Consider the following 26,863-nt stretch of genomic DNA (forward strand, 5'->3'; position numbering starts at 1 on the left):
AGGGGATTGCACGATTTTCTCCCTCTCCTGTGGGAGAGGGTCGGGGTGAGGGCTTTCAGAAGGTGAAAACAACTAGCCAGCGGTAAATAAAAAATGACCGTTCGCCTGAAAGTGCAGACGAACGGCCATTATCCTGGTGTCAGCGCGACTGTTATTTTTTACCCATCTCGTCTTTAGCCATACCATCTTTGGACATACCATCTTTGGACATATGGTCCTTCGCCATGCCGTCTTTAGACATATGATCCTTAGACATTGAATCTTTCTTCATTTCATCTTTAGCCATACAGTCTTTTTTCATACCGTCTTTAGAACAGTCATGGGACATTTTCCCCATATTATCTTTAGCCATATTGTCTTTCGCCATATTATCGGCAGCATTTGCTCCTGCGGCACCAAAGAATAAAGCCGAGCACATCAGAGCAGTGTAGAGTTTTTTCATTTTTTATTTCCTCGTCGTTTTATTAATAACATTGTAGATACCAAAAATAATTCGAGTTGCAGCCAACACCCCTGCAACTTGAAGTATGACGGGTATAGGTTAACTTCCGCCGAACCAGTTATACCCCTGATCCTCCCAATAACCTCCGGGATAGCGGTTCGTAACTTCGATAACTAAAATATGCTTTGGATTTTTATAACCCAATTTGGTTGGCATTCTTAACTTCATCGGGAAACCATATTTACGAGGCAATATTTGGCCGTCGTAAGTCAGCGCAATAATGGTTTGTGGATGCAGCGCGGTTGCCATATCAATACTGGTGTAGTAATCATCAGCACATTTGAAGCTAACGTAACGGGCATTCAAATCGGCGCCAATCGCTTTTAGAAAAAGGGAAAACGGCACGCCGCCCCATTTGCCAATGGCACTCCAGCCTTCCACGCAGATATGGCGTGTCACCTGGCTGACCTGGGCCATTTGATGCAGTTGCGCCAGTGTCCATGGGCGTTTATCCGATATCAACCCCGCAACCTCCAGACGATAATCGTCACCTTTTATATTGGGCGCTTCATCCTCACTATAAAAAGCATTAAAAGGAAACGGACGCGTCATCATGCTTTCGGGGTAAACCGGTGCCAGGTCATTGGCATTAAATAACCAGCCCTGAATTCGGTCATTAAATCGTGATATCCGACTTAAGGTATTTTCTACCGATTCATTGCTGCTAATATCGCAGCCCGTTAGCATTATTAACCCGCCGAGCGTTAAACCTTGTTTTAAAAAACGACGACGTCCTTCAGGCGATAACTGTTTATTAATTTGCTGAGTCGCATCCTGAATGATCGCGTTTTTATCGGCATCAGAAAAAATCTTATTTTTATTGTTCATGTTTTTCCCTTATCGCCCACGCAGCATAGCGAGTAAAGTTCGAGGAACCAGCGCCACCATAATGAGATGAACGACAACAAACCCGACCATCCCGGACATGGCATAAAAATGAATAAAGCGCGCCATGTCATACCCGCCGAATAATTCCCGTAACAGCGGAAACTGTACTGATTTCCATACCACAAGGCCTGAGCAAACCAGGATGATCCCGTCGATCATGACAAACAGATACGCCAATTTCTGTACCGTGTTGTAATGACTGAGATCGTTATGAGCCAGTTTCCCCCGCAGCGCGGCGATAAAATTATTGATCAACTCTCGTGGCGACAGAGGCCAAAATTTGCGTTTCAGGCGGCCGCTAAAAATATTAATCAGCAGGTAAAGCACGCCGTTAATACCAAACAGCCACATCCCGGCAAAATGCCACTGCAACGCACCGCCCAGCCAACCACCGAGCGTTAACTCATTTGGGAAACTGAAATTAAACAGCGGTGAAGCGTTATAAATCCGCCACCCGCTGGTCACCATGATGAGTATGGCGAAGGCATTCAACCAGTGGCAAATCCTCAGCCACAATGGATGGATTGTGGCGGGTTTAATCTGAAACGTTGGCGTATCCATCGTTTTATATCCGTTATTGCGTTGAAATGAGTGTGCTCTAAATCTGTTCTCCAAAGCCTCACGAAAAGTTAAATTAAATGTGATAACTCGACCGACGAATGTTGTATAGACTTCCAGTAACTGGTGGATAAAAGGCGAAGTGATGAAGTCCAAAAAGTTATTAATTGTTGAGGATGACGAAAATATTGCTGAACTCTTGCAGCTGCATTTGCGAGAAGAAGGCTATGAAATTGTTCATGCGGCTGATGGCTCCCTGGGACTCGAACTGCTCAAGCAGGGCGGTTGGGATGCGCTGATACTGGATCTGATGCTGCCAGGCGTCGATGGCCTGGAAATCTGTCGCCATGCGCGCACCATGACGCGTTACACGCCGATCGTCATGATCAGCGCCCGCTCCAGTGAAACTCATCGGGTTTTGGGGCTGGAACTGGGCGCCGATGATTACCTGGCGAAACCCTTCTCAATGCTGGAATTGGTTGCTCGCGTCAAAGCGCTTTTCCGCCGCCAGGAGGCGATGAGCCAGAACCTGTTGCAGGATGCCGGAACCCTCACGTTTGAAAGGTTGACTATTGACCCTTTGGCCCGCGACGTGCGCCTCAGACAACAGCCCGTCGAGCTGACGCCACGCGAGTTTGACCTGCTGTGGTTCTTTGCTAAAAATCCGGGCAAGGTGTTTTCCCGCCTCAACCTGCTTAACCAGGTTTGGGGATATCAACACGAAGGCTACGAACACACGGTTAATACCCACATCAACCGGTTACGCATCAAGATTGAAGATAACCCCGCAGAGCCTGAATTCATTCTTACGGTGTGGGGAAAAGGGTATAAATTCATCGCACCGCGAAACGAGTAAACCATGCGAAAACTCTCTCTTTCACAGCGCCTGACTCTGGTTTTTGCGTTGCTGCTTATTACTTCTTGCTCTCTGCTGGGGTGGCTGCAAATTCGCACCAGCACCCAGTACAGCCAGGCGGTGATTCAACAACTTTCAGGCTCTCTTGCCGAGCATATTAACCAGAGCTACCCGCTGCTTGGGCAAGACGGTCTGAATAATGACTCTGTGCGAAATCTGTTTGACCATCTGATGACGGTAAACCCAAGCGTTGAGGTTTATCTACTTGATGATAAAGGCAATATCATTGGTGATGCCGCACCGCCTGACCATATCAAACGTCATCGCGTTGATTTGGAACCGATCCAATCTGCGCTAAACGATCGCCAGTATCCGATCTACGGTGACGATCCGCGCAGTGTGGATGGCAAAAAGGTGTTTAGCGTGGCCCCGATGCGGCAAAACGGGCAGGTTAAAGGCTACTTGTATGTCATTTTGCTGGGTGAAAATTACAATGCGCTAGCCAGTGATGCGCAATCTAACACGCTGTTTAAAGTCGTTTTGCTCTCTATTAGCCTGGTCGCATTGCTTGGGCTGGTTGTCGGTGCGCTGGCATTTCGCTGGATTACCCGTCCGCTGCGTGCGCTTTCACATCAGGTTAATGCGCTGGAAACCGGCGGCATGACGGAGATGAAAGCGATGGCCGAACTGCCGCTGGAAAAAGGACATAGTCACGATGAGATAAGCCTGTTGCGCCAGGGCGTGATCATGATGGCGCGACGGATTTCGGAACAGTGGCACCGGCTTTCGCAACAAGACCAACTCCGCCGCGAGTTTATTGCCAATATCTCTCATGACTTACGCACGCCGTTAACCTCACTGCATGGCTACCTGGAAAGCTTATCCGTGATGTCATCGACGCTTTCTGACGCGGAGAAAAAACGCTATCTGGAAATCGCGTTAGCGCAAAGTCAGAAAGTCCGCACACTTGCACAATCATTATTTGAATTAGCCCGTCTTGAATATGGCGTAGTGAAGCCGCAGAAAGAACATTTCTGCCTCGGAGAATTATTGCAGGACGTTTTTCAGAAATTCGAACTGATGACGCAAACGCGGAAATTACAATTAGTGGCCGATATCCAGCCGGGCTTGCCATTGATTGACGCCGATTTAGGGATGATTGAACGAGTACTGACCAACCTGCTGGATAACGCCATTCGTCATACGCCAGAGCAAGGTACTGTTGCAGTGCGGCTGTGGAAAGAGGCTGAAAAAGTGATGGTGCAGATAAGCGATAGCGGGCCGGGGATCCCACAAGAGCTGAAAGAGGGATTGTTTGTACGCCCTTCGATTGTGAACCAGTCGCATGTGAGAGTCGGGGGTTTAGGGTTAATGATTGTGCGCCAGATGTTGCAGTTACACGGCAGTGATATTTCGCTGGTAGAAAGGCCAGAAACCGGGGCCTGTTTCCGTTTCGCGCTGCCGACGTAAAAACACCGTTTGCCGGGAAACGGTGTTTTCTCGGCGAATGGGCCGATTAATGGATCGGATAAGGGGTATAGACCCCATTCAACGTTTGCAAGAACGCGACGATATCATCGACATCTTTTTGCGGTAACGTCGTGCCGACCTGGTATTTCAGCATCTCTTTCACTGCATCATCCAGCGTCGCCACGTCACCACGATGGAAGTAAGGTGCGGTCAGTGCCACGTTGCGCAGTGTGGGTACTTTCTGGCGCAACCTGTCGCGCACCTCTTTGGTGACATTCATTCGCCCGATGTCTGCGCTTGTGACGGTACCAAAACCGAAATCTTCTTTCAGCCCCAGCGGTTCAAACGAGCGACTCCCTAACGTTTTCCCTGTGTGGCAGGTGGCGCATTTATTCTCTTTAAACAGCTGATACCCGTGTTTTTGCTGCGCGGTTATCGCGCCGTCATTCCCTCGTAAATACTGATCGAACGGTGAGTCTGGCGTAATCAGTGTTTTTTCGAACTCGGCAATAGCATCGGTTATCGACGCGCCAGAAAGCCCTTGCGGATAGACGGCGGTGAAATCGCGCATCAGGACAGGATCTTTTTCCAGCTTATCGGTGATTTGTTTCCAGGATGTCGAGGCCATTTCGATTGGATTAAGCGGCGGCCCACCTGCCTGCGCCTTGAGATCGGCGGCTCGTCCATCCCAGAACTGCTCGACATTAAACACGGAGTTATAAACGGTTGGGGCGTTAATCGGCCCGATGGCCCCGCCAACGCCCTGAGAAGTCTTACGCCCGTCCACGCCACCGGCACCCAGTTGGTGGCAATGCGCGCAGGAAATAGAGTTATCACCTGAAAGGCGTGGGTCGTGATAAAGCCTCATCCCTAACGCGACTTTTTGCGCATCGACCGGCAGGGATTTTGGAATCGGCTGTACCGGCTCGTTACGGCGATTTTCTGCCATATCAGGCGTGGCGTAGTTATTCAGGCGCTGGTGTTTAACCCAGTCGAGCAAAACGTTGCGCTCGGATTCATCCATGATACCTGCCCAGTGCAACGCGTTATACCGGCCTGGCGGCATGGTTTTGTGCTCCATCACCCATTCGATTTTAGTCAGATCGCTTTGTGGCGCCGCTTTACCCTCAAGCAGGCTTTCCCGTACTTCCACCAGATTAAATGATTTATAACCAAGCTCAATATCGTATTCCATCAACTGTTTAGCGATGGGAAAAGAGGCATAAAAGGGTAATTGCGCGGAAGGGGTATGACAGTAGTCGCAGCCCTTATCCTGCAATATTTTCAACACATTAGCATTTTCAGCAGAGAGGCCGCTTTTTGCCAGCGCGGTGTTGGGGCGGTGAGCGTCGTGATAGCGGACATAGCCCGCCAGGGCCAGATAACAGACCACTCCAGCGCCAACCGCCAGTCCGGTCAGTTTTGTTATTTTTTTCATGAATGCTTCCTTGTCAGAGGTATCAACGGCTTAAATTTGAATAGAAACCATACTGTCCAGCGGTTGCATCATGACCAAATAGAGGGGGGCGCTTCTTGCGGGCTATCAATGAAAATGGCCGGTTCGGGCTATCGTTTAAATAGCTTTTGCCAATCATAAAGGAAGGAAGGGCACCGCAGTGCCCTTAGGAAAATCAGATATTTTCGCCGTTGCTGGCAATCACTTCTTTGTACCAGTTAAAGCTCTTCTTGCGCGAGCGAGACATATCGCCGGTGCCATCGTCATGCTTGTTCACATAGATAAAGCCGTAGCGTTTGCTGTACTGCCCGGTGGTGAACGATACGCAGTCGATGCAGCCCCACGGGGTGTAGCCCATCAGGTCCACGCCATCGTAAGTTACCGCTTTCATCATCTCGGCAACGTGCGCTTTCAGGTAATCAATGCGGTAATCGTCATTGATTGAGCCGTCTTCTTCTACTTTGTCGTAAGCACCAAAGCCATTTTCGACGATAAACAGCGGTTTTTGGTAGCGTTCGTACAGCTCGCACAGCGCATAACGCAGGCCAACCGGGTCAATCTGCCAGCCCCAATCGGATGCTTTAACGTGCGGATTTGGCACGCTGCCCTGGAAGCCAGATAATGCGTCGCCGCTGCCACCGTCCGCTTTCACGGCGTTGGTCATGTAATAGCTGAAACCGAGGTAATCGCACACACCTTCACGCAGAATTTGCTCATCACCCGCTTCCATCTGGATGTTGAACTCGCGGCGCTCCCACTCGTTTAACACGTAAGATGGGTAGTAGCCGCGCAGCTGCACATCGGTAAACACATAGCGCTCGCGCATAGATTCTTGCGCATACATTTGGTCTTCTGGTTTGCAGGAGTACGGATACAGCGGCACCATCGCTAACATGCAGCCAATTTTCATTTCTGGATTGATGCGATGACCAATCTTCACCGCCATGGCGCTGGCAACGAATTGATGATGCAGAACCTGATACATCACCTCTTCTGGATTGTCGTGCTCGGTGTAAACCACGCCGGAGCAGCAATAACCGAACAGCGGCGCACGCCAGTTACGTTGGTTGTTGATCTCGTTAAAGGTCATCCAGTACTTCACTTTGCTCTTGTAGCGTTCAAACACCACTTCGGCAAATCGTACAAAGAAATCAACCACTTTACGGTTAGTCCAACCGCCGTATTCGGTCACCAGATAATGTGGCATTTCAAAATGGGAGAGGGTGATTACCGGTTCGATGTTGTATTTCAACAGCTCATCGAACATGTCGTCATAGAACTTTAACCCTTCTTCATTGGGTTGCAGCTCATCGCCTTTTGGGAAAATACGCGTCCAGGCAATGGAGGTACGGAAGCATTTGAAGCCCATCTCGGCAAACAACGCGATGTCTTCTTTGTAATGACCATGGAAATCGATGGCTTCATGGTTCGGATAATATTTTCCAGGGACGACGTCTTGAGTGATTTCACGCGGCACACCATGTGCGCCACCGGTCAGCACATCACAAATACTTGGGCCTTTACCTTCTTTGTTCCAGCCACCTTCTACCTGATGTGCAGCAACAGCGCCGCCCCATAAAAAGTCTTTTGGTAAGGTCAGTTTCTTCATATTTGTCAATCTCACGGTTAGCGCCGAATATAATGTGGGATACATCACACTTTAGCGTTAAGTTAATAATCTCTGAACTGGAGTCTAACAAATGAGATTTAATTGTCACGATATAACAAATCACGGTTAATGTGATTTGTTACACGTAAAAAACAGCCTGTTTTTTTATGCCATTTTCTTAGCCAGTTTACGGCCAATGGTTTCTAAAATATAAATAACGGGGATTTGCGTGGTGATGTCATAAACACCCCCAACGCGGGTGAGGGGAATATGCCAGGAGATATTAAAATCGGCAAGCTTAGCCAGTGCTGAGTTTTCGTGGCTGGTGATGGAGAGCACCTTGCAGTTATGCAAGCTGAACTGGCTGGCGAAGCGCAGGATCTCTTCGGTTTCACCAGAAACTGAAAGGACAATGGCCAGTGCATTTTTCGCCATATCATTAGTGACCGGAAAATAAGGGTCATCAATATGGTTACTAAATTTCCCCACATTCGAAAAGAAACGTGCACCATATTTTGCTAACGCACCTGATGTTCCTGCACCCACAAATATAATACGTTCGGAAGAACAAATAATATCAACGGCCTGGTCAATTAAATTATCAAACTCTTCATTGTTGGTGCTTTTAAAAAAACTAATAATTTCGCTGGGGCCAAAATTAACCAGTTGTTCATCGTTTTGCTCAAGATATAATTTAAAACGCACGCGAAACTCAGAGTAACCTTCACAATTTAACTTGCGGCAAAAACGCAGCACGGTGGTGGTGGACACACCCGCTGCATCGGCTAACTCGCGGATAGTCATATACATCACTTTGTCACGATTTTTAATGACAAAGTTGTAGACCATCATTTCTAGTCCGTTGAGATTAGCAACTGCCGCATGAGTAAACATCTACTTCTTCCTGAGTCTTTAAAGGGGCTGGCGACATGTTGCCATAATTCGGGGCAACTCAGCCATCCATGAACTCGGCCAGAGCAAACAACAGACATATTTATTTTAGCGTACATGTGTTCGCTGGAATCGTTCTCAGTTATGCTAGATGCGATGAATTTTCCATCTATAGTTTTACCTGGAGTAGCCCTATGGCTGACAAACCATTGATCACTAAAGGATATTCACTGGCGGAGGAAGTCGCCAACAGTATTAGCCACGGTATCGGACTGGTTTTTGGGATTGTCGGGCTAGTTTTGCTACTGGTACAAGCGGTTGAATCCAATGCGAGTGTGACCGCGATAACCAGTTATAGCCTGTACGGCGGCAGCATGATTCTGCTGTTTCTCGCCTCAACGCTGTATCACGCCATTCCCCATCAACGTGCTAAGCGGTGGCTAAAGAAATTTGACCACTGCGCCATTTATTTATTGATAGCCGGAACTTACACACCATTTTTACTCGTTGGGTTGGACTCCCCGCTGGCGCGAGGGCTGATGGTGGTGATTTGGGGGCTGGCACTCGCCGGGATTCTTTTCAAACTGACCATCGCACATCGATTTAAGATCTTGTCTTTAGTGACATATTTACTGATGGGCTGGTTATCACTGGTCGTTATCTACCAGATGGTGATTAAACTCGCTCCGGGCAGCGTTACGTTATTGGCTGCAGGTGGTGTGATTTATTCTTTAGGCGTTATTTTTTACGTCTGTAAACGTATTCCATACAACCACGCTATCTGGCATGGCTTTGTGCTGGGCGGCAGTGTTTGTCACTTCCTCGCGATCTATCTGTATATCCGTTGATACCTGAGATAGTCGAAGCCATACCTAATTAATCCAGCTGCAAGCAGACATTCAGTCCTCAGTCGCATAGATGTCTATGCGACTGAGCGGCCGGGTGCAGTTAGCTATCTTGCAACGGATATCTACTCGTCTTCTAACGAATAAGGCAACCGCTCAATAACAAGATGGCTGCCGTTATCATCGCGCACGCGTAACACGCTGTCGGCTTCCAAATCGTTGTTCATCACGACTTGTACTAAGACGCGGCCATCATCGAGCTGGCTGGCGGCGAGCACGGTGCCGGTACGGCGCCAGTTGTCACCCATTTTCAGTTCCAGATCTTCACCTGCTTCCGGTAAACGGCTGGCTTTCCCTGCAAGGAACCACAGAGCACGCTTGTTTGCGCCACGAAACTTCGCGCGTGCCACCATTTCCTGGCCGGTATAACAGCCTTTTTTGAAGCTGATGCCACCCAGAGCCTGAAGGTTTGTTGCCTGCGGAATAAACTGCGCACTGTTAACCGGTTCAATGACTGGAATACCCGCTTCAATCTCTAAAGCCAGCCATTGTTGGCTGTCATTACGTTGCGCTTCGCCCTGCAATTTTTCCGCCAGTGCCTGCGCAGTGGCTTCATCGGTAACCAGCATGAAGCGCTCTGCGGGCAGGTTAAACCACAGCAGAGTAGTTACGCCTTCCTGAACTACTGGGTTTTCCGCATCCGGCAGTGTCGTGAAAACATTGGCGAGAGCCGCACGAGCCTGGAAACCTGCAAGACCCAGAAGCACACTTTCATCATCTGGCGTGATGGCCACTTTGGAAAACACGGCATACTTTTTGAGTTCGATAAGCTGTGCGTCACGCAGATTACGGCGTTCAATCAACGCGTAACCCTCACCGCGATGGAACAGGCGCAGGTTGCTCCACATTTTCCCTTTCGCGTCACAATGCGCGCAGAGCGTGTGCTGGTTTGCCGCCAGTTGTGCAACATCAGTCGTGACCTGACCTTGCAGGTAAGTTTCTGCGTCTTTGCCCGTTACGCTTGCCAGTGCCCAATCATCAAGCGTCATAAGTGTAAGCGGCAGACGGGCTGCAGCCGTTGGCTGACGAGGAGGAAATGGATTGAAAGCCATAGTGATGTTCCTGGGTTTTGAGCATATGAATTGGCTCAATGGTAAAAGAGTCATTTGCCAATGCAAGCAGTTTGATTAGGTGAATTGTGCACTTACAGGATTTCTCGCAAGGTTAATGCAACTGCAACGCACCATAAAAATTTCTCACGATAAAGCACGCAAACGGTAACATTCATTTAATGCGTGCAAAGAAAACACGTTACACTAAGATTTGTACCTTCTTTGTCAGAGAATCAGGAAAGAGCACATGGATATCAATAATAAAGCCCGAATTCATTGGGCGTGCCGCCGGGGAATGCGTGAGCTTGATATTTCGATTATGCCATTCTTCGAATATGAATATGACTCGTTAAGCACTGAGGATAAGCAGTTGTTTGTCCGCTTGCTGGAAAGCGATGATCCTGACCTGTTTAATTGGTTAATGAATCATGGCAAACCGGCAGATACAGAGCTGCAACGGATGGTGACACTGATTCAGACACGGAATAAAGAACGTGGTCCTGTGGCAATCTGATCTTCGCGTCTCCTGGCGTGCGCAATGGATATCTCTTTTGGTCCACGGGATGATCGCGCTGTTTGTGCTATTAATGCCGTGGCCGATGAGCTACACGCTAATTTGGATGCTGCTGCTTTCGCTGGTGGTTTTTGACAGCGTGCGTAGCCAGCGCCGTATTCATGCCTGCCAGGGCGAAATGAAACTTCTGACAGATTACCACCTGCGGTGGCAAAACCAGGAGTGGGAGATTGTCGGTACGCCTTGGGTCTTACGCAGTGGCATGATGCTGCGTTTACGCCGTCTTGGACGTAAACGCTGCCAACATCTATGGCTATCTGCTGACAGCATGGATATTGGCGAATGGCGAGATTTACGCCGCCTGATGCAGCAACAACAGGCAAGCGGGAGTGGGGAAGCTTAAGCGACTGTCAGGCAAATTTCTCGGCCATTTCCGCGAGAATTTGCTCACACCAGTTTTGGATTCGCTCTTCGCTTAAGTCGTACTGATTCGTTTCATCAAGTGCCAGGCCAACGAACAACTGCCCATCAGCGATGACAGGTTTCGGGCTAGTAAATTCATAACCTTCTGTTGGCCAGTAGCCAATAAACTGAGCGCCTCGTGGGGCGAGTTTATCGTGCAGCATGCCGAGTGCATCAAGGAACCATTCGCCATAGCCGAGCTGGTCGCCCATGCCATAAAGCGCTACCGGTTTGCCCTCGAGATTCAGATTATCCAGTTGATCCCAGACGGCTTCCCAGTCTTCCTGTAATTCGCCAAAATCCCAGGTCGGGATGCCGAGAATCAACACATCGTACTGTTCCATCATGGCTGGAGCATCATCTTTAAGATTGTGCAGTGTCACCAGTTCGGGGCCAATGATGTCACGAATTTTTTCGGCAGCCATTTCGGTGTAACAAGTGCTGGAGCCATAAAAAAGGCCAATGTTCATCGTATTAACAACTCTTTTAAAAACGTGCAGGCCGCAAGTGTACCAGATCCCGTTGTGCATCATGCATAATGGACACAATTCGCCAAAGGTGGGCAGGTAAGTGAGGCTGTAGTGGAACAAGAAGCGGAACAAGATCTGGCCCGAATCGAACAATTTCTTGATGCGCTCTGGCTTGAGCGGAATCTGGCACAGAACACGTTAGACTCCTATCGCCGTGATCTTAAGATGGTCGCGGAGTGGCTAGAACGCCATGACCTGAACTTGCTGAATGTACAAACCAGCGATTTGCAGTCGCTGTTTGCTGAACGTCTTGAAGGTGGCTATAAAGCGACGAGTTCGGCACGAATGCTGAGCGCGATTCGTCGATTATTTCAGTATATCTACCGCGAAAAATTGCGTGATGACGACCCGAGCGTAATGCTTTCATCGCCAAAATTGCCGCAGCGTTTGCCAAAAGATCTCAGCGAAGCGCAGGTCGATCGTTTGTTGCAAGCACCTTGTATCGACCAACCCATCGAGTTGCGTGATAAAGCGATGCTCGAATTATTGTATGCTACGGGTCTGCGCGTATCGGAGTTAGTGGGGCTGACCATGAGTGATGTCAGCTTGCGTCAGGGCGTGGTTCGGGTCATCGGTAAAGGCAATAAAGAACGCCTGGTGCCGATGGGTGAAGAAGCTGTTTACTGGCTGGAAAACTACCTCGAACATGGGCGGCCATGGTTGCTCAATGGTGTGTCGATTGATGTGGTCTTCCCTAGTAATCGCGCCCAACAAATGACGCGTCAGACATTCTGGCACCGCATAAAACATTACGCAGTGCAGGCAGGCATCGATAGCGAAAAGCTTTCCCCGCACGTTCTTCGGCACGCATTTGCCACGCATTTACTGAACCATGGCGCGGATTTGCGAGTCGTACAAATGTTGCTTGGACATAGTGATTTGTCCACAACCCAAATTTATACGCATGTAGCGACGGAACGTTTGCGTCAGCTGCATCAACAACACCACCCGCGAGCGTGAGTGGTAGAAGATAAAGGAATCATCATGAAAAAGCGTTTCTGGCTGCTGCCATTTTTAGCGGCTTCTCTGTCCGGTTTTGCTCATGCAGATGACGCAGCAATCAAGCAGTCTCTGGCTAAGTTAGGCGTACAAAATGCTGATGTTCAGTCTGCACCTGTGGCGGGCATGAAAACGGTATTAACCGATAGCGGTGTTTTGTACGTTACGGAAGATGGGAAACACGTTATTCAGGGGCCACTGTACGATGTCAGTGGCGCGCAGCCGGTTAATGTCACCAACAAATTGCTGGTGGGTAAACTGAACGCGCTCGAAAAAGAGATGATTGTCTATAAAGCCCCACAAGAAAAACATGTGATTACGGTATTTACCGATATCACCTGTGGCTATTGCCATAAGCTGCACGAAGAGATCAAAGACTACAACGCACTGGGGATCACCGTGCGTTACCTGGCCTTCCCGCGCCAGGGTCTGCAAAGCCAAACTGAAAACGACATGAAGGCCATCTGGTGTGCGAAAGACCGCAATAAAGCGTTCGATACCGCCATGAAAGGTGATGCCGTTGCAGGGGCAACTTGCGATACCAATATCGCTAACCATTACAATCTTGGCGTGCAGTTTGGCATCCAGGGAACTCCGGCGATCGTACTGAGCAACGGTACGGTGATTCCTGGTTATCAGGGGCCGAAAGAGATGAAACAAATGTTGGATGCACATCAACAGCTTACCAATTTAGGCGGGTAGTTCACGGGTGAAACAGCAAACACAACTTCGCCGTCGTACGGTTGATGAGTCCGTGGTGTTACCCCAGCAACTGCATCCTCTTTTAAAGCGCCTTTATGCCAGTAGAGGCGTGCGCAGCGCACAAGAGATCGAACGTGGCGTGGTAGGGATGCTGCCGTGGCAGAAACTCAGCGGCATAGATAAAGCCGTCGAAATACTGCACAACGCTTTCCGTGAAGGTTTGCGCATTATCGTGGTGGGCGATTTTGACGCTGACGGCGCGACCAGCACCGCATTAAGCGTGCTGGGGTTGCGCAGCCTCGGTTGCCAAAACATCAGCTATCTCGTTCCCAACCGTTTTGAAGATGGTTACGGCTTGAGTCCAGAAGTGGTGGATCAAGCGCATGCGCGCGGTGCGCAGTTGATTCTGACTGTTGATAACGGCATCTCTTCTCATAGTGGTGTTGAGCGTGCTCATGCACTGGGCATTCCAGTGGTGGTGACGGACCACCACTTGCCTGGGCCGGAACTGCCTGCGGCAGAAGCCATCATCAATCCGAATTTGGCTGATTGCGAGTTCCCGTCTAAATCACTCGCGGGTGTCGGCGTCGCTTTTTATCTGATGCTGGCGATGCGTGCGCATTTGCGCGATTGCGGTTGGTTTGAACAACAGGGTCTGGCGATCCCAAACATTGCCGAACTGCTGGACTTGGTTGCGTTGGGCACCGTGGCGGACGTTGTTCCGCTCGATACCAATAATCGTATCCTGACCTGGCAAGGTCTGAGCCGCATTCGTGCAGGCAAATGTCGTCCAGGCATTAAAGCGCTGCTTGAAGTCGCCAACCGTGACCCACAAAAACTGGCGGCAAGCGACTTAGGATTTGCTTTGGGGCCGCGCCTGAATGCGGCGGGGCGTCTGGACGATATGTCCGTTGGCGTGGCGTTATTGCTCAGTGAAAACATTGGTGAAGCTCGCATGCTGGCCAATGAACTGGATGCGTTAAACCAGACGCGTAAAGAGATTGAGCAGGGCATGCAGGTTGAAGCGTTGGCGCTCTGCCAGCAGCTTGAGCATAGTCATGATGAGTTGCCGTATGGCCTCGCCATGTACCACCCAGAATGGCATCAGGGCGTCGTCGGTATTCTTGCTTCTCGCATCAAGGAACGGTTTAACCGCCCGGTTATTGCATTTGCACCCGCAGGCGACGGCACCCTGAAAGGCTCCGGTCGTTCGGTGCAAGGCTTGCATATGCGTGATGCCCTCGAACGGCTTGATACTTTATATCCAGGCTTGATGCTGAAGTTTGGTGGCCATGCGATGGCGGCGGGGTTGTCCCTCGAAGAAGCGAAGTTCGAAGAATTCCGTCAACGCTTTGGCGATTTGGTCGGTGATTGGCTGGATCCGGCACTGCTACAAGGCGTGATTTGGTCGGACGGGCCTATTACCGCGCAAGAAATGACGCTGGAAACGGCTGAGATGTTGCGTGATGCCGGGCCGTGGGGGCAAATGTTCCCGGAGCCGCTGTTTGACGGCAAATTCCGCTTGTTACAGCAACGGCTGGTGGGCGAGCGTCATCTAAAAGTGATGGTTGAACCTGTCGGTGGTGGGCCACTGATCGACGGAATTGCCTTTAACGTTGATACCGCATGCTGGCCGGATAACGGCGTGCGTGAAGTTGAACTGGCATTCAAGCTCGATGTAAACGAGTTTCGCGGAAATAGAAGCGTGCAGCTTTTAATCGATCATATCTGGCCGATATAGCCCAATTACTTGGCTATAAAATGGCTACGAAACTATAAAAAGCGGCGTAATTCCGGTAAACTTTCCGGTTTACGACCGCATTTTCGTCTTCTGTCATCAACATAAGATAATACAGACCATGTTTGAAATTAACCCGGTAAAAAACCGTATCCAGGACCTCACTGAGCGCAGTGACGTTCTTAGGGGGTATCTTTGACTACGATGCCAAGAAAGAGCGCCTGGAAGAAGTAAACGCAGAGCTGGAACAGCCTGATGTGTGGAACGAACCTGAACGCGCGCAAGCGTTGGGTAAAGAGCGTTCTGCACTGGAAGCGATTGTCGAAACACTCGATCAAATGACTCAAGGCCTGGAAGATGTTTCCGGTCTGCTGGAATTAGCCATCGAAGCCGACGACGAAGAAACCTTCAACGAAGCCGTTGTTGAGTTAGATCTGCTGGAAGCCAAACTGGCGCAGCTAGAATTTCGTCGTATGTTCTCCGGCGAGTACGACAGCGCTGATTGCTATATCGATATTCAGGCAGGTTCTGGCGGCACCGAAGCGCAAGACTGGGCCAGCATGCTCATGCGAATGTATCTGCGTTGGGCGGAATCGCGTGGCTTCAAAACTGAAATCATTGAAGAATCTGAAGGCGAAGTGGCGGGCATTAAGTCCGTAACTATCAAAATTCAGGGTGAATATGCCTTTGGCTGGTTGCGTACTGAAACTGGCGTCCATCGCCTGGTACGTAAGAGCCCGTTCGATTCCGGTGGCCGTCGCCACACCTCCTTTAGTTCGGCCTTTGTTTACCCAGAAGTGGATGACGATATTGATATCGAAATCAACCCGGCCGATCTGCGTATCGACGTTTACCGTGCATCTGGTGCCGGTGGTCAGCACGTTAACCGTACAGAATCTGCGGTACGTATTACCCACCTTCCGACCAACACCGTGACTCAGTGCCAGAACGACCGTTCGCAGCATAAGAACAAAGATCAGGCGATGAAGCAGATGAAGGCGAAGTTATACGAGCTGGAAATGCAGAAGAAGAATGCTGAGAAGCAGTCGCTGGAAGATAACAAATCGGATATCGGCTGGGGCAGCCAGATTCGTTCTTACGTACTGGACGACTCCCGTATCAAAGACTTGCGTACCGGTGTAGAAACCCGTAACACGCAGGCGGTACTGGATGGCGATCTGGACAAATTTATCGAAGCAAGTTTGAAAGCAGGGTTATGAGGAACCAACATGTCTGAACAACAAGTACAAGGTACCGAAGCGGTCGATCTAAATAATGAACTGAAAGCCCGTCGCGAGAAGCTGGCTAGCCTGCGTGAGCAGGGTATCGCTTTCCCAAATGATTTCCGTCGCGATCATACCTCTGACCAATTACATGCAGACTTCGGTGCGAAAGAGAACGAAGAGCTGGAAGAGTTGGGCATCGAAGTTGCTGTTGCTGGCCGTATGATGACTCGTCGCATTATGGGTAAAGCGTCATTCGTTACCTTGCAAGACGTTGGTGGCCGTATCCAGCTTTACGTTGCGCGTGATGATCTGCCAGAAGGCATCTACAACGATCAATTCAAAAAATGGGACCTTGGCGATATCCTCGGTGCTCGTGGCAAGCTGTTCAAAACTAAAACCGGTGAGCTTTCTATTCACTGTACTGAACTGCGCCTGCTGACTAAAGCGCTGCGCCCACTGCCGGACAAATTCCACGGTCTGCAGGATCAAGAATCTCGTTACCGTCAGCGTTATTTGGATCTGATTTCCAACGACGAATCCCGCAACACCTTTAAAGTGCGTTCCCAGATCATGTCTGGCATTCGTAACTTCATGGTTGGCCGTGGATTTATGGAAGTTGAAACGCCAATGATGCAAGTTATTCCTGGCGGTGCGTCTGCTCGTCCGTTCATCACTCACCACAATGCGCTGGACATCGATATGTACCTGCGTATTGCGCCGGAACTGTATCTGAAACGTCTGGTTGTGGGTGGCTTCGATCGCGTATTCGAAATCAACCGTAACTTCCGTAACGAAGGTATTTCCCCACGTCATAATCCAGAGTTCACCATGATGGAACTCTATATGGCGTACGCGGATTACAAAGATCTGATCGAGCTGACTGAATCTCTGTTCCGTACTCTGGCACATGAAGTGTTGGGGACTGCGCAGGTTAAGTATGGGGAAGAGGTCTTTGACTTCGACCAGCCTTTCGCAAAACTGACTATGCGTGAAGCTATCAAAAAATACCGTCCTGAAACCGATATTGCGGATCTGGACGATATGGCTAAAGCACTGGAAATCGCCGCGTCTATCGGCATCAAAGTTGAGAAGAGCTGGGGCCTGGGCCGCGTAGTAACAGAGATCTTTGAAGAAGTGGCAGAAAGCCATCTGATTCAGCCGACCTTCATCACTGAATACCCGGCAGAAGTCTCTCCACTGGCGCGTCGTAACGACGAAAACCCTGAAATCACTGACCGCTTCGAGTTCTTCATCGGTGGCCGTGAAATCGGTAACGGCTTCTCTGAGTTGAACGATGCAGAAGATCAGGCTCAGCGTTTTGCTGACCAGGTTTCTGCTAAAGATGCTGGCGACGATGAAGCGATGTTCTTCGATGAAGACTACGTGACCGCGCTTGAGCATGGCTTGCCGCCAACAGCAGGTCTGGGCATTGGTATCGACCGTATGGTTATGCTGTTCACCAACAGCCACACCATCCGTGACGTCATCCTGTTCCCAGCGTTGCGCCCGGTTAAGTAAGTTGTTGTGATTCCTCCCTTCGGGGAGGAATATTTTCCTTTCAGTTAAAGAATTCAGAGGATTAGTTTGCGCAAGGAAAGCACAGTCAGAAAGTGGGCACCGAATGCCATCGTCCTGCTAATCAGCCTGTTTCTCGTCGCTTGCTCATCAAATAAAGCGAGCACCACAAAAGCATCCGCAGGAAACTACAGCGGTCCTGTTTACACCGTAAAACGTGGTGACACACTCTATCGAATTTCGCGTATGACTGGCTCAAGTGTCAGTGAACTGGCGCGCCTGAACGGCATCTCATCCCCTTATACGCTGGAAGTTGGGCAAAAACTTCGGATCAAAAGTAGCTCTGGCTCATCAAACTCTTCGAAAAAAACAGCCGTTGCGAAAACCTCTAAGCCACGCTCCACTTCGACCAGCAGCATTGCAAAAGTTGCCCCCCCTCCTGTTGGCTCAAAATGCTGGCGTTGGCCGACGACAGGCAAGGTGGTTGTACCGTTCTCTGATAGCGATGGCGGCAACAAAGGCATCGATATTACCGGTAAACGTGGACAACCGATTTACGCATCGGCCGCTGGAACCGTGGTATACGTTGGCAATCAGCTTCGTGGTTATGGCAACTTAGTGATGATCAAACACAGCGAAGACTACATCACTGCCTACGCTCACAATGAAACGACGTTGGTCAACACCAGCCAAAAAGTCACCGCAGGGCAGAAAATTGCCACCATGGGCAGCAGCGGTTCCGACTCTGTGAATTTGCACTTCCAGATTCGCTATCGTGCGACCGCGATTGATCCGCAGCGTTATCTCCCACCGCAAGGCAGTAAGCCATCCTGTTAATTAATAAAAGCCAGAATGTATCTGGCTTTTATTAAGCGCAATTATTTGTGATCTATATCACGCAGCATGAGTTGTCTCTTCGAATAATAGCGGTGAAGGGTCACAAATAGCTTATTAGAGAGGGATGAATACGATATTTTTCAGATGTTTTCATCAGACCTCTCTCGCTTTGTCAAAATTAAACTAATTAGCGCTATTAATCATATTCAAATCACTTAAAGATAAAGAGGATGATTTTATTGCCACTTATCGCTATGAGGTTGATTTATATGAAAAGCTACTCATTAGTTCTTGGTATTATTTCGTGTTTGTTCTTCCTGACGGCTGTGGCGTATCTCCTGTTAAAGATTTCCGCCATTCCCGTATAACTCCGGAAAGAGCATTCAGTAATGAACGAAAAGTAGGCGAGGTACTTGCTGAATGCTACTGCGCCAGATGCCTCAAGCAAAAACAATCGCTTAATAATCCATCACATAAATTCAAAATGGGCTTGCTAGCTCAGGCTAAACGTCTATAATGCCTACGCACTTCAAAGCGGGTGTAGTTCAATGGTAGAACGGCAGCTTCCCAAGCTGCATACGAGGGTTCGATTCCCTTCACCCGCTCCAGTAAGCCTCTCCCGGCATCTCCCCAGACTTTATTCACAAAGCTAATCATCACGTATCGTGTCAGGCAAAACCATTGCCCATTTTCAATCAGCTCAGATAGTTAACAACAAAAAAAGCCCCTGCAAGATTTCACAGAGGCCAGATATCATTAGTAAACAGATTTATCTGTTAGCGATAGAAGCAGGTCGAACCGTTATCTGCCTGGCTACCCCCGACCGCTTCACAGTCCGGCAGTGTTACACCATCGCGAGTAATCATACGCACGCCGTCGGAGCTTTCATAATCGGCCGCTTGTCGATTGCCATCATTATCATACTGCTTATGACCATGCTTATGATGGTGGCCAGAATTTCCGCTATTGTCATAATCGTTATTACGGCTATCGGGTGGTGGGATAATACAGCCAGATAAAGAAGCGACAACAGCAGCAGCCATAAACCATTTAATGATTTTCATATTTTACCCTGTACAAAAAATAATATTATTAGATTTGAAAATACGTAATAAAAAATTTGAATTAATTCTTAATATCTAAATTACTCACCATCATTCGGCTGTATTGCTACTTTTGTGATTATATTCTCTTCACGAGTGACACGTAATGATGCGCCAGCACCAGGTTTAATAAATAATGATGGGTCCTCGCTCTGTTTCCAGCCGTCGGCAAGCAATCTGCTGTATGCGATATCAAGAGGCATTCCTTCAACCCGATTGATCAATGCTTGTAGCTGTTGTTGCTCAGTCGGTTTATGGGCGGCATTTTGAGCGCGGGTTTTGTGGATATCGCACGTCACTCCGGCATTTAATTCAGTGCAACCACTTCGTTCAAGCTGAGCGCGATATTTGTGGTTAATTGCCCAGGCGCTGTTGCTGGTCGCACTGGCAACTAATAGCAAAATAAATGCAGAGCTTATTTTAGTCTTCATTGTGATTTCCTTAATACAGAATGCTTTTAATGAACGCTCACACCCATGACCTGGCCGCTGTTCTGGTTAATATCAAAATCAGCAATAAACCCTGCTTTTCTCCAGCGGGTACGCTCATCATTCAAGGATTCCCACCCTTGATCTTCCATGTAATCAACAGCCTGGCCCTGGTATTTACCGGCAATATGGCGGTCGATACCTCGTGCTACATCATCTGCGGCGTCCGAGTCTGCACGATGATGATGGTGATGATGGCGCGTTTCTGATGAGTCGTCCGAAGTGTCGTATTGGTTAGTATCCTCAGAGTTACACGTTCCGTTTGCTTCACTAACTTGTGTACAGCCAGAGTTTTCCAGTTGTGCGCGGTAAGCGTCACTGATGGCAAAGGCATTGTGAAAATACAAACCACTCATGCATAACGTTAGCACCAGAGTGATATTTTTTCTTTTCATTATTAAATGTCCTGGAATTTGTCGTTCAAATAGAGAAATTAAATTATTTTTATTGCACTTCACTCATTGCAGCATCGCTCTTAGGTTTTCCCCTTGTTAACCAGGAGAATAAAAACAGCAGCGCGCCAATAAGCAGCAGTGGTATACATACGATGGCTCCACCGGCGACAAGCCCGACATCGGTCGCCAATTCATTACCTGGTGCTGGATGTATTTCTCTGACGGCCTGAAATACACGAAAAACTTCTACAATAAAGAACAAACAATAAGCTCTGAAAATCCAGAGGGCGACAACGCCGAGAGCTTTACGCGGTGGCTTAACTTTTTTCATTTAATTACCTTACACTCAGTAGGTATGAAAATGCGCGCAACTTCCGTGTTGTAAATAACCATTCCAGTGGTCTGATGAGCTCATTCTATTTAAAGGTGATGATTGTTCAAGAAATATATATGAAATTATGTGTTGTTTTAACTTGTTGATTTATAATGAAAATAATTGTTGACTCGGATTTGTGTAGAGAAGTTGTTGTAATGTTGTTCTTTTTTGGCGTGTATTGCTTAAGCTTTAGTGTTAATTATTATTTATATGTAATTTAATTGTCATTGCAGGATGGGGTGCTTTTTGTTTATTATCTAAGATTAATCTAATGTCATAATTTAATGATTATACTTATTGGTTATTTTAATAAAAGCATACCTGGTTTTAGGTATGCTTGATAACTCCTGGTATCACGCACAATCTATTGGCACAGGTTTGCCGATTAAATAGCCCTGAACATAATCAATGCCCATGCGATAAAGTGTGTGGCGAATCTCTTCGGTTTCAACAAACTCAGCGACCACTGTCATACTCTTCATTCTGGCAAGCTCGCAAATTGATTGCACAATTTTGCAGTCTATTTCACTGGCGTTAATGCTATGAATAAAACTCCCGTCAATTTTGAGAATATCAGCAGGCATTGTTTTTAATCGTGCGTAGCTGGCATATCCGGTACCAAAATCATCAATCGCGATTTTACAGCCCAGGTGCTGTAAGGCTTTCAGGGTCTTCTCTGCTTGAATATTGTTTGTTAATTCATCGGTTTCTGTGACTTCCAGCACCAGTTGCGCAGGTGAGATGCCGTGCTTAATCATCAACTTCTCAATATGGTTTGCCATATCCGTGCGACAAATTGATGCCGGTGCCAGGTTAATAGCGTAACGCTGGTTTGGCCGCGAATGTCGAGTTTCACCCATATATTCCATTGTCTTATGCAATACCCATAAATCAATGCTTGAGGACATACCAAACTCATTTGCCAGTGGCAGGAAGGTGTCGGGGAGAATGAGTTCATCGTTACTTCCCCGCATTCTCAACAGGACTTCGTGATAGCGGTCTCCATCCTTGCTTTCAATCGGCTGCACCATTAAAACAAAACGATCCAACTCCAGCGCTCGCTGCAGTTGGTTCATCATGTCGACTTTTGCTTTTACCTGATTCTGCACCTTTCGACTGCTTGGCTTTCTCAGGTCTACAGGCAGGTGAGTCGTGAGTGAAATTTCTGCCAGAGTTCGTAACTCACCAATCAATAAATACAGGTGACCAACGGGGTAATTAATGATGCAATAGCTACAACCGATTTGTGGATACAGTTTTACCCCATCCCGAATAAAACGAAATTCTTTGGCTTTGCTATAGATCTCCGCAATACGAATTTCTGCATGTAAAGGGCTGGTTCGTACGATTAAATCGTGGCCTGAACTCATATATATGAGCTCGTCCCTATCCAGAACGGGTTCCAGATACAGTGCTAACTGCTGTTTATATTGTACTTGCATCAGCAAACCATAATTTCGACCTAATAGCTCCAGGTCAGGCATATACAGTTGGCATAACACGGATACTGTGTTTTTCTTTAAGTCTGCTTCCAGCGCCAGTAAATTTGGCAAGTGCACCAGTGGGTCAATATGCATCAATCGCTGAGTTTTTAAATTGAGTGCGCGTTGACGGGAAATATTGATGGCCATCAGTATAATCGTTATCGAAAATGCTGAGAAAGAAGAAGTCGCAACGGCAAGATGCAATTTATAATTAGCATCATGTGGAACGAAACTCTGATTATGATCGCATAACACAATCAACACGACCCACCACACCAGCGAAATAGCGGCATGACCAAGACGCAATGTGCCCCAAATCATTAACGGCAGTAATAACGTCAGCGTGTAAATCGAATTCATTAGTGGCAACGAATGGTTGAGCGAGGTAATCATCAGTATCGTGAGTAAAGACAGGGAACCGAACAAACACACGAGTTCTGGCAAGCGCAAATCATCTGCCACCTGATGTCGAATCTTCTTAAAGTATTTCACTAGGTAGAAAGGGTTTCTAATCGAACGAATAACCAGATAAAGCATCGGCAGCCCAACCATATTCCCAACTAACATTCCCTGATAGTTAATTAATGTGCGGATTGTTAAGGGGCTGATGTACATCATGGTCTCATGAATGCCAAACAATCCCAAATAGAGCTCGGCATGGAAATAATTAAGGAATAGGGTGGCGTTAATAAACACCAGCCAAAAAATGCGTTGCCACGTGAGATTGTATCGCCCAAAACTTGTGCGGCCTCTCATGCCCGTGAAGTAGTAGTATCCAGCGCAACTAATAGCGACCGACGTAAAATAGTGCAACATCGCCATTAATGCAGGTTCCAAACCACGGTCTGGGTAAATACGGTAAAATAGGCACAGAAGAATTCCGGGCAATGCCTTAAAACCATAAATCATGGTCAGGATGGTGATCAGAGCCATGTTCAGGTAAAGGAAAGGGATTTCAAAGCCATCTATCGTGACGTAAGCACTCAAATACTGTGTTATGGGGTAAAGCAGGAACGGCAGAACCAATGGAAGCGCCCACCATCTATCTTTAACTCTGTTATACGCGGTAGAAAGTTGCATCATCAATGTTTGCTTTTATTCACTGCTTCCAGGTTTGGAGTGATTCACAAGCATCCATTGCTTAAGAATGAGTATTTTACCGATCGGCTGTTATCGTTTTTTAATGTCTGTGTATTAAATTAACCATTAGCTCGGTAATGACATTTCTATTTCATCATAAAATGTGATGTTTTTTTTCCCCCGATTTTTAATGTAATACATGGCTACATCCGCTTTTTTAAGCAGGGTAGCGACATCCTTGCCATGTTCTGGGTAAATGGAAATTCCGATGCTGGCAGAGATAAAGTCTACTGTCGTTGCAGAGAGTTCATAATGACCCGCAATCTTTGAGAGCAATTTTTGAGCGAGTTGGATAACAACGTCTTTATCTTTTTGGCAAATGACGGTGATGAATTCGTCGCCGCCAATTCTGGCGACAAACCCTTCGTTGCTGACGCTTTCTTTGATGGTGTGAGAAATCTTCACCAGAAGCTCGTCCCCTACGGCATGCCCCCAAACGTCGTTCACGCGTTTAAACCCATCAAGATCGATAAACATGATAAATAATGGATCGGTCTGGTGAGTGAAAAGGGTATTCAGATGTTTTTGCAGATAGAGCCGATTGGGTAATTGTGTTAATGAATCATGCTGCGTCATTTGCTTTAGCAGTAAATTCTTTTTAATTAGCTCACGCTTGAGTAATTCATTACTTAAGTGTTCTTTAAAATTAACAAACCAAATGAAAATCGCCAGTAAAAAGACCAATGCGACAAGCCCGGTTAATGTCATGGTAATGACACTTTCAATGTAATCATCCTGGCTTGAAGGCATTGCAGACGAGGGGATAGAGGCCATGTTTATTTGACATGATCCTAAAAAATGCATTATTGCGACACCCGAACTCAGGGTAAGAGTGGCACCAAGCCGATAGAAGTTGGCATAAATATCGTTCCTGCTCGTCATGACCAGCATCATATGGGTGAAACGCAACATGATGAGCGATGTGATGAAAATAACGGCCAGTGACAGGATGATATCAGTTGTGCTGACACACATGTCGCCTGCATTGACGATGGCTGCCATTCCCAAATAATGCATGGACGCAGCGCTTGCAGAAAAGAGTAAAGCTGGGAGGAGATAGTGTTGGCCGCGCAGTTTTTTGAATAAAAAACAAACAAAACCTAAAGAGCAACCCACAATCGCGATCAGTAATGAGGCCAGAGTTTTTTGAATGTTATAATTAATAGCATGACTATGATGATGTGCCTGTATCACCATATAGTGCAAAAGCCATATCCCACAGCCCATCGTCGGGCCGCTAAATAAAGGCCAACAATAATGTTTTTTACGCGAGCCCGCCTTACATAGCCAAAAAGAGACATAAAAAGCCATGCACGCGATAATTATGGCGAGTAAGACTAATGAAACATCATAATTAAATAACATATTTAACTTTAAATTTACGCTTGAGAGGCATGCTTGTTTTTCTAATCAGAAATAGCCGAGTGAATAATAACGATGTGTTTATTATCTTCAAGGAGTTTTTATTCTTTTAGAAAAATAATAGACAACCAAACCAATGGTTGTCTATTAATGGACAATAACTCTCGTGGTGCTTCTGTTTATTACTGCTGAGTGTGCATGTTGAGTACATTTTACTCGTCGTCAGGAAGCATAAACTTCTGACAGTACAAGTAAGGGATCCCTTCTCGGGTGATGAGATCTGCATCTTTGTTCAGCGCAAAAATATCGATGTCCGTTACGCCAGCACTTTTAAGATAAAAGTCGGGCAGGAATTGCTGAAGTATCCCTGATGGAGTTGTTTCGCGGTTCGAGATGATAATCTGGCGAGATACCCAAACTGGGCTGAGTCCGTAATCAGCATGGGTAAAGAGAATAGTACGCTGAACGGTGTACTCTTCCTGAGCACTGACATTAATGATGCCGTTAATGTGAGCAATACCTTTGCCGTCGCCAGATTTAAAATCAATGATCCCTCGAAAGGACGCCTTGTCTCTGACTATTTGTAAATTCGCACGGCAGGCAAGATTGTGTCGTGCGTCATTGGAAGGCTGATGAAGATACAGCGCCAGGCTGGAAAGAATAGCGACGCAGACTAAAAAAATGACGCGTGTCTGGGTTCGAATTGAGGCAATCGCTGTGAATATCTTCATTGACTATCGTACCGAGGATAATAGACGGTTTGACAAGAGTTACCTTGTGATAACTCCATACTGGTGGTACAGAGAATGACAGAAATATTTTTTGTTTCAGTGTACGCCGTTATATAGAGATAGTTATCGTCCTTGCACAATTCAGGATGTTCTTTGATGAACGCCTCATGACGTAGATGATTACTGGTATCACCATTGAAAAAGTAGTGACATTGACCATCATATTTTTTCGGGGAAACATAACCTGAAAAATATTGCTCGCTATATACACGGGGATAGAGGACGACACCCATTATTAACACGGTGGCGATAATCATCAGCCATTCTGTCAGGTTTAAAAAAGAGCGCTTTTTATTTATGGTTTTATAAGGCGTCGATTCCCGTGTTATTTCTACGGGTAATGCTTCAGGCTGCATCTCAGGTACAGGATCGTGCTGCACCTCCACGCTTATTTCTTGCTGGATGATAAGTCCCTTGCGTGGAACCGTCGTGATGATTTGTTTCTCCAGATTCATTTGTACAAAGGACTTTCGTAAAGAAAGAATACTTTGATAAAACGCGTTAAAACTTACCTGCCGATGGCTCTCACCCCATGCAAAAGCGAGCAATTCATTCTGCGTGACAATGGCACCATGGTTTCTGAGTAGCAATAATAAGCACAAAGACGCTGTGGGTTTGAGTTTTATCTGCTCATGGCTATCCGTATGCACCAGACTCTGCTTTGAAGGGATAAATAATATTTTATTTTCAATGATATAAAACAGATTGTCTGCTTCGGACATGTTGCCAGTACTCTCGTTAGCTCAGGCAGGTCTTTGACACATGCCATGGTAAGCATTTGGGGCAGGGAATGACGGTGTGTCTTTGTTAGCCTGTCCCGTCTTGCGCTTTATTTTAGCTTTTCACAATACTTCTAACAAATGATAAACACACTATAAACAATAAAAATTAACTAAAATCAAAGTCATACATATTTTTGCAGTTTCTTTTTTTATGACAAAGAGAAAGATCCCGGTGCAAAGATAAAAAACATTACCTTAGTCCAGCAGATAAATATACTCAGTGGCAAAGATG

General features: G+C 47.3%; 27 protein-coding genes and 1 tRNA gene. 12 read left to right on the top strand and 16 right to left on the bottom strand.

The window, feature by feature from the left end; genetic code table 11:
• Positions 1 to 151 precede the first annotated feature (151 nt).
• From RHD99_RS03740 to RHD99_RS03750, 3 genes are all read right to left on the bottom strand, one after another.
• Entirely contained in the window at positions 152 to 442 is a 291-nt protein-coding gene (locus RHD99_RS03740) for a pentapeptide MXKDX repeat protein (RefSeq protein WP_309877490.1), read from the bottom strand.
• Between the two features lie 99 nt (positions 443 to 541).
• Positions 542 to 1,330 (bottom strand): molybdopterin-dependent oxidoreductase, encoded by a 789-nt coding sequence (locus RHD99_RS03745; RefSeq protein ID WP_309877491.1) that lies wholly within the window; start codon positions 1,328 to 1,330, stop codon positions 542 to 544.
• A 9-nt stretch (positions 1,331 to 1,339) separates the two neighbouring features.
• Positions 1,340 to 1,951, bottom strand: a complete 612-nt coding sequence (locus RHD99_RS03750; RefSeq protein ID WP_309877492.1) for a cytochrome b/b6 domain-containing protein — start codon at positions 1,949 to 1,951, stop codon at positions 1,340 to 1,342.
• A 142-nt stretch (positions 1,952 to 2,093) separates the two neighbouring features.
• Between RHD99_RS03750 and RHD99_RS03755 the strand changes: the two genes are divergently transcribed.
• A complete protein-coding gene (locus tag RHD99_RS03755) occupies positions 2,094 to 2,804 on the top strand; it encodes a response regulator transcription factor (RefSeq protein WP_374708455.1) in 711 nt (236 codons plus the stop codon).
• A 3-nt stretch (positions 2,805 to 2,807) separates the two neighbouring features.
• The gene (locus RHD99_RS03760) at positions 2,808 to 4,274 is read left to right on the top strand and encodes a sensor histidine kinase (protein WP_309877495.1); all 1,467 of its coding nucleotides are present in this window, start codon (positions 2,808 to 2,810) and stop codon (positions 4,272 to 4,274) included.
• Positions 4,275 to 4,320: 46 nt separating this feature from the next.
• On the opposite strand, the gene RHD99_RS03765 is transcribed toward RHD99_RS03760, so the two are convergent.
• From RHD99_RS03765 to RHD99_RS03775, 3 genes are all read right to left on the bottom strand, one after another.
• Positions 4,321 to 5,712, bottom strand: coding sequence for a cytochrome-c peroxidase (locus tag RHD99_RS03765; RefSeq protein ID WP_309877496.1), 1,392 nt, complete (start codon positions 5,710 to 5,712; stop codon positions 4,321 to 4,323).
• A gap of 193 nt (positions 5,713 to 5,905) precedes the next feature.
• On the bottom strand, positions 5,906 to 7,339 hold the full coding sequence (locus RHD99_RS03770) for a 6-phospho-beta-glucosidase (protein WP_183270562.1): 1,434 nt from the start codon (positions 7,337 to 7,339) through the stop codon (positions 5,906 to 5,908).
• Positions 7,340 to 7,504: 165 nt separating this feature from the next.
• A complete protein-coding gene (locus RHD99_RS03775; protein WP_183270561.1) occupies positions 7,505 to 8,233 on the bottom strand; it encodes a MurR/RpiR family transcriptional regulator in 729 nt (242 codons plus the stop codon).
• 191 nt (positions 8,234 to 8,424) lie between these two features.
• Between RHD99_RS03775 and trhA the strand changes: the two genes are divergently transcribed.
• Positions 8,425 to 9,078, top strand: a complete 654-nt coding sequence (gene trhA / locus RHD99_RS03780) for a PAQR family membrane homeostasis protein TrhA (protein WP_183270560.1) — start codon at positions 8,425 to 8,427, stop codon at positions 9,076 to 9,078.
• A 122-nt stretch (positions 9,079 to 9,200) separates the two neighbouring features.
• Here the strand turns inward: trhA and ygfZ are convergent, their stop codons facing one another.
• Positions 9,201 to 10,187 (bottom strand): tRNA-modifying protein YgfZ, encoded by a 987-nt coding sequence (gene ygfZ, locus RHD99_RS03785; RefSeq protein WP_309877497.1) that lies wholly within the window; start codon positions 10,185 to 10,187, stop codon positions 9,201 to 9,203.
• Between the two features lie 247 nt (positions 10,188 to 10,434).
• Between ygfZ and sdhE the strand changes: the two genes are divergently transcribed.
• Both sdhE and RHD99_RS03795 read left to right on the top strand, forming a co-directional pair.
• Positions 10,435 to 10,701 (top strand): FAD assembly factor SdhE, encoded by a 267-nt coding sequence (gene sdhE, locus RHD99_RS03790; protein ID WP_064513590.1) that lies wholly within the window; start codon positions 10,435 to 10,437, stop codon positions 10,699 to 10,701.
• Entirely contained in the window at positions 10,682 to 11,104 is a 423-nt protein-coding gene (locus RHD99_RS03795) for a protein YgfX (protein WP_309877498.1), read from the top strand. Before sdhE ends, RHD99_RS03795 begins: the two co-directional genes overlap by 20 nt.
• A gap of 7 nt (positions 11,105 to 11,111) precedes the next feature.
• Here RHD99_RS03795 and fldB read toward each other — a convergent pair whose 3' ends face one another.
• Entirely contained in the window at positions 11,112 to 11,633 is a 522-nt protein-coding gene (gene fldB / locus RHD99_RS03800; protein WP_183270557.1) for a flavodoxin FldB, read from the bottom strand.
• A gap of 111 nt (positions 11,634 to 11,744) precedes the next feature.
• On the opposite strand from fldB, the gene xerD reads away from it, so the two are divergent.
• The 7 genes from xerD to RHD99_RS03835 all read left to right on the top strand — a co-directional run bounded on the left by xerD (position 11,745) and on the right by RHD99_RS03835 (position 19,318).
• Positions 11,745 to 12,653: a site-specific tyrosine recombinase XerD gene (gene xerD, locus RHD99_RS03805; protein WP_309877500.1), complete on the top strand. Its 909-nt coding sequence runs from the start codon at positions 11,745 to 11,747 to the stop codon at positions 12,651 to 12,653.
• A 24-nt stretch (positions 12,654 to 12,677) separates the two neighbouring features.
• Entirely contained in the window at positions 12,678 to 13,394 is a 717-nt protein-coding gene (gene dsbC / locus RHD99_RS03810) for a bifunctional protein-disulfide isomerase/oxidoreductase DsbC (RefSeq protein WP_309877501.1), read from the top strand.
• Between the two features lie 7 nt (positions 13,395 to 13,401).
• Positions 13,402 to 15,135 carry a single-stranded-DNA-specific exonuclease RecJ gene (recJ, locus tag RHD99_RS03815; RefSeq protein WP_309877502.1) on the top strand — a complete coding sequence of 578 codons (1,734 nt, stop codon included), beginning with the start codon at positions 13,402 to 13,404 and terminating at the stop codon, positions 15,133 to 15,135.
• A gap of 118 nt (positions 15,136 to 15,253) precedes the next feature.
• Positions 15,254 to 16,352, top strand: a protein-coding gene (prfB, locus tag RHD99_RS03820) for a peptide chain release factor 2 (protein ID WP_183270553.1) whose coding sequence is annotated in 2 segments (ribosomal slippage) — positions 15,254 to 15,328 and positions 15,330 to 16,352 — 1,098 coding nt in all. Because the reading frame shifts where the segments join, the coding sequence is not laid out codon by codon here.
• Between the two features lie 9 nt (positions 16,353 to 16,361).
• The gene (lysS, locus tag RHD99_RS03825; protein WP_183270552.1) at positions 16,362 to 17,876 is read left to right on the top strand and encodes a lysine--tRNA ligase; all 1,515 of its coding nucleotides are present in this window, start codon (positions 16,362 to 16,364) and stop codon (positions 17,874 to 17,876) included.
• 66 nt (positions 17,877 to 17,942) lie between these two features.
• Positions 17,943 to 18,710, top strand: a complete 768-nt coding sequence (actS, locus tag RHD99_RS03830) for an amidase activator ActS (RefSeq protein WP_309877503.1) — start codon at positions 17,943 to 17,945, stop codon at positions 18,708 to 18,710.
• Between the two features lie 534 nt (positions 18,711 to 19,244).
• A tRNA-Gly gene (locus RHD99_RS03835) sits at positions 19,245 to 19,318 on the top strand.
• A gap of 168 nt (positions 19,319 to 19,486) precedes the next feature.
• Here the strand turns inward: RHD99_RS03835 and RHD99_RS03840 are convergent.
• The 8 genes from RHD99_RS03840 to RHD99_RS03875 all read right to left on the bottom strand — a co-directional run bounded on the left by RHD99_RS03840 (position 19,487) and on the right by RHD99_RS03875 (position 26,571).
• On the bottom strand, positions 19,487 to 19,774 hold the full coding sequence (locus RHD99_RS03840) for a hypothetical protein (protein WP_309877504.1): 288 nt from the start codon (positions 19,772 to 19,774) through the stop codon (positions 19,487 to 19,489).
• Positions 19,775 to 19,854: 80 nt separating this feature from the next.
• Positions 19,855 to 20,244, bottom strand: coding sequence for a hypothetical protein (locus RHD99_RS03845; RefSeq protein WP_309877505.1), 390 nt, complete (start codon positions 20,242 to 20,244; stop codon positions 19,855 to 19,857).
• Between the two features lie 26 nt (positions 20,245 to 20,270).
• A complete protein-coding gene (locus RHD99_RS03850; RefSeq protein ID WP_309877506.1) occupies positions 20,271 to 20,696 on the bottom strand; it encodes a hypothetical protein in 426 nt (141 codons plus the stop codon).
• 49 nt (positions 20,697 to 20,745) lie between these two features.
• Positions 20,746 to 21,027: a hypothetical protein gene (locus RHD99_RS03855; RefSeq protein WP_309877508.1), complete on the bottom strand. Its 282-nt coding sequence runs from the start codon at positions 21,025 to 21,027 to the stop codon at positions 20,746 to 20,748.
• A 398-nt stretch (positions 21,028 to 21,425) separates the two neighbouring features.
• Entirely contained in the window at positions 21,426 to 23,639 is a 2,214-nt protein-coding gene (locus RHD99_RS03860; protein WP_309877510.1) for a sensor domain-containing phosphodiesterase, read from the bottom strand.
• A gap of 123 nt (positions 23,640 to 23,762) precedes the next feature.
• Positions 23,763 to 25,007 carry a sensor domain-containing diguanylate cyclase gene (locus RHD99_RS03865; protein WP_309877512.1) on the bottom strand — a complete coding sequence of 415 codons (1,245 nt, stop codon included), beginning with the start codon at positions 25,005 to 25,007 and terminating at the stop codon, positions 23,763 to 23,765.
• 263 nt (positions 25,008 to 25,270) lie between these two features.
• Positions 25,271 to 25,789, bottom strand: a complete 519-nt coding sequence (locus RHD99_RS03870; RefSeq protein WP_183270528.1) for a hypothetical protein — start codon at positions 25,787 to 25,789, stop codon at positions 25,271 to 25,273.
• Positions 25,786 to 26,571: a winged helix-turn-helix domain-containing protein gene (locus RHD99_RS03875; RefSeq protein ID WP_309877514.1), complete on the bottom strand. Its 786-nt coding sequence runs from the start codon at positions 26,569 to 26,571 to the stop codon at positions 25,786 to 25,788. Before RHD99_RS03875 ends, RHD99_RS03870 begins: the two co-directional genes overlap by 4 nt.
• Positions 26,572 to 26,863: the final 292 nt, after the last annotated feature.

The sequence above is a fragment of the Buttiauxella selenatireducens genome (assembly GCF_031432975.1).
Classification (GTDB): domain Bacteria; phylum Pseudomonadota; class Gammaproteobacteria; order Enterobacterales; family Enterobacteriaceae; genus Buttiauxella; species Buttiauxella selenatireducens.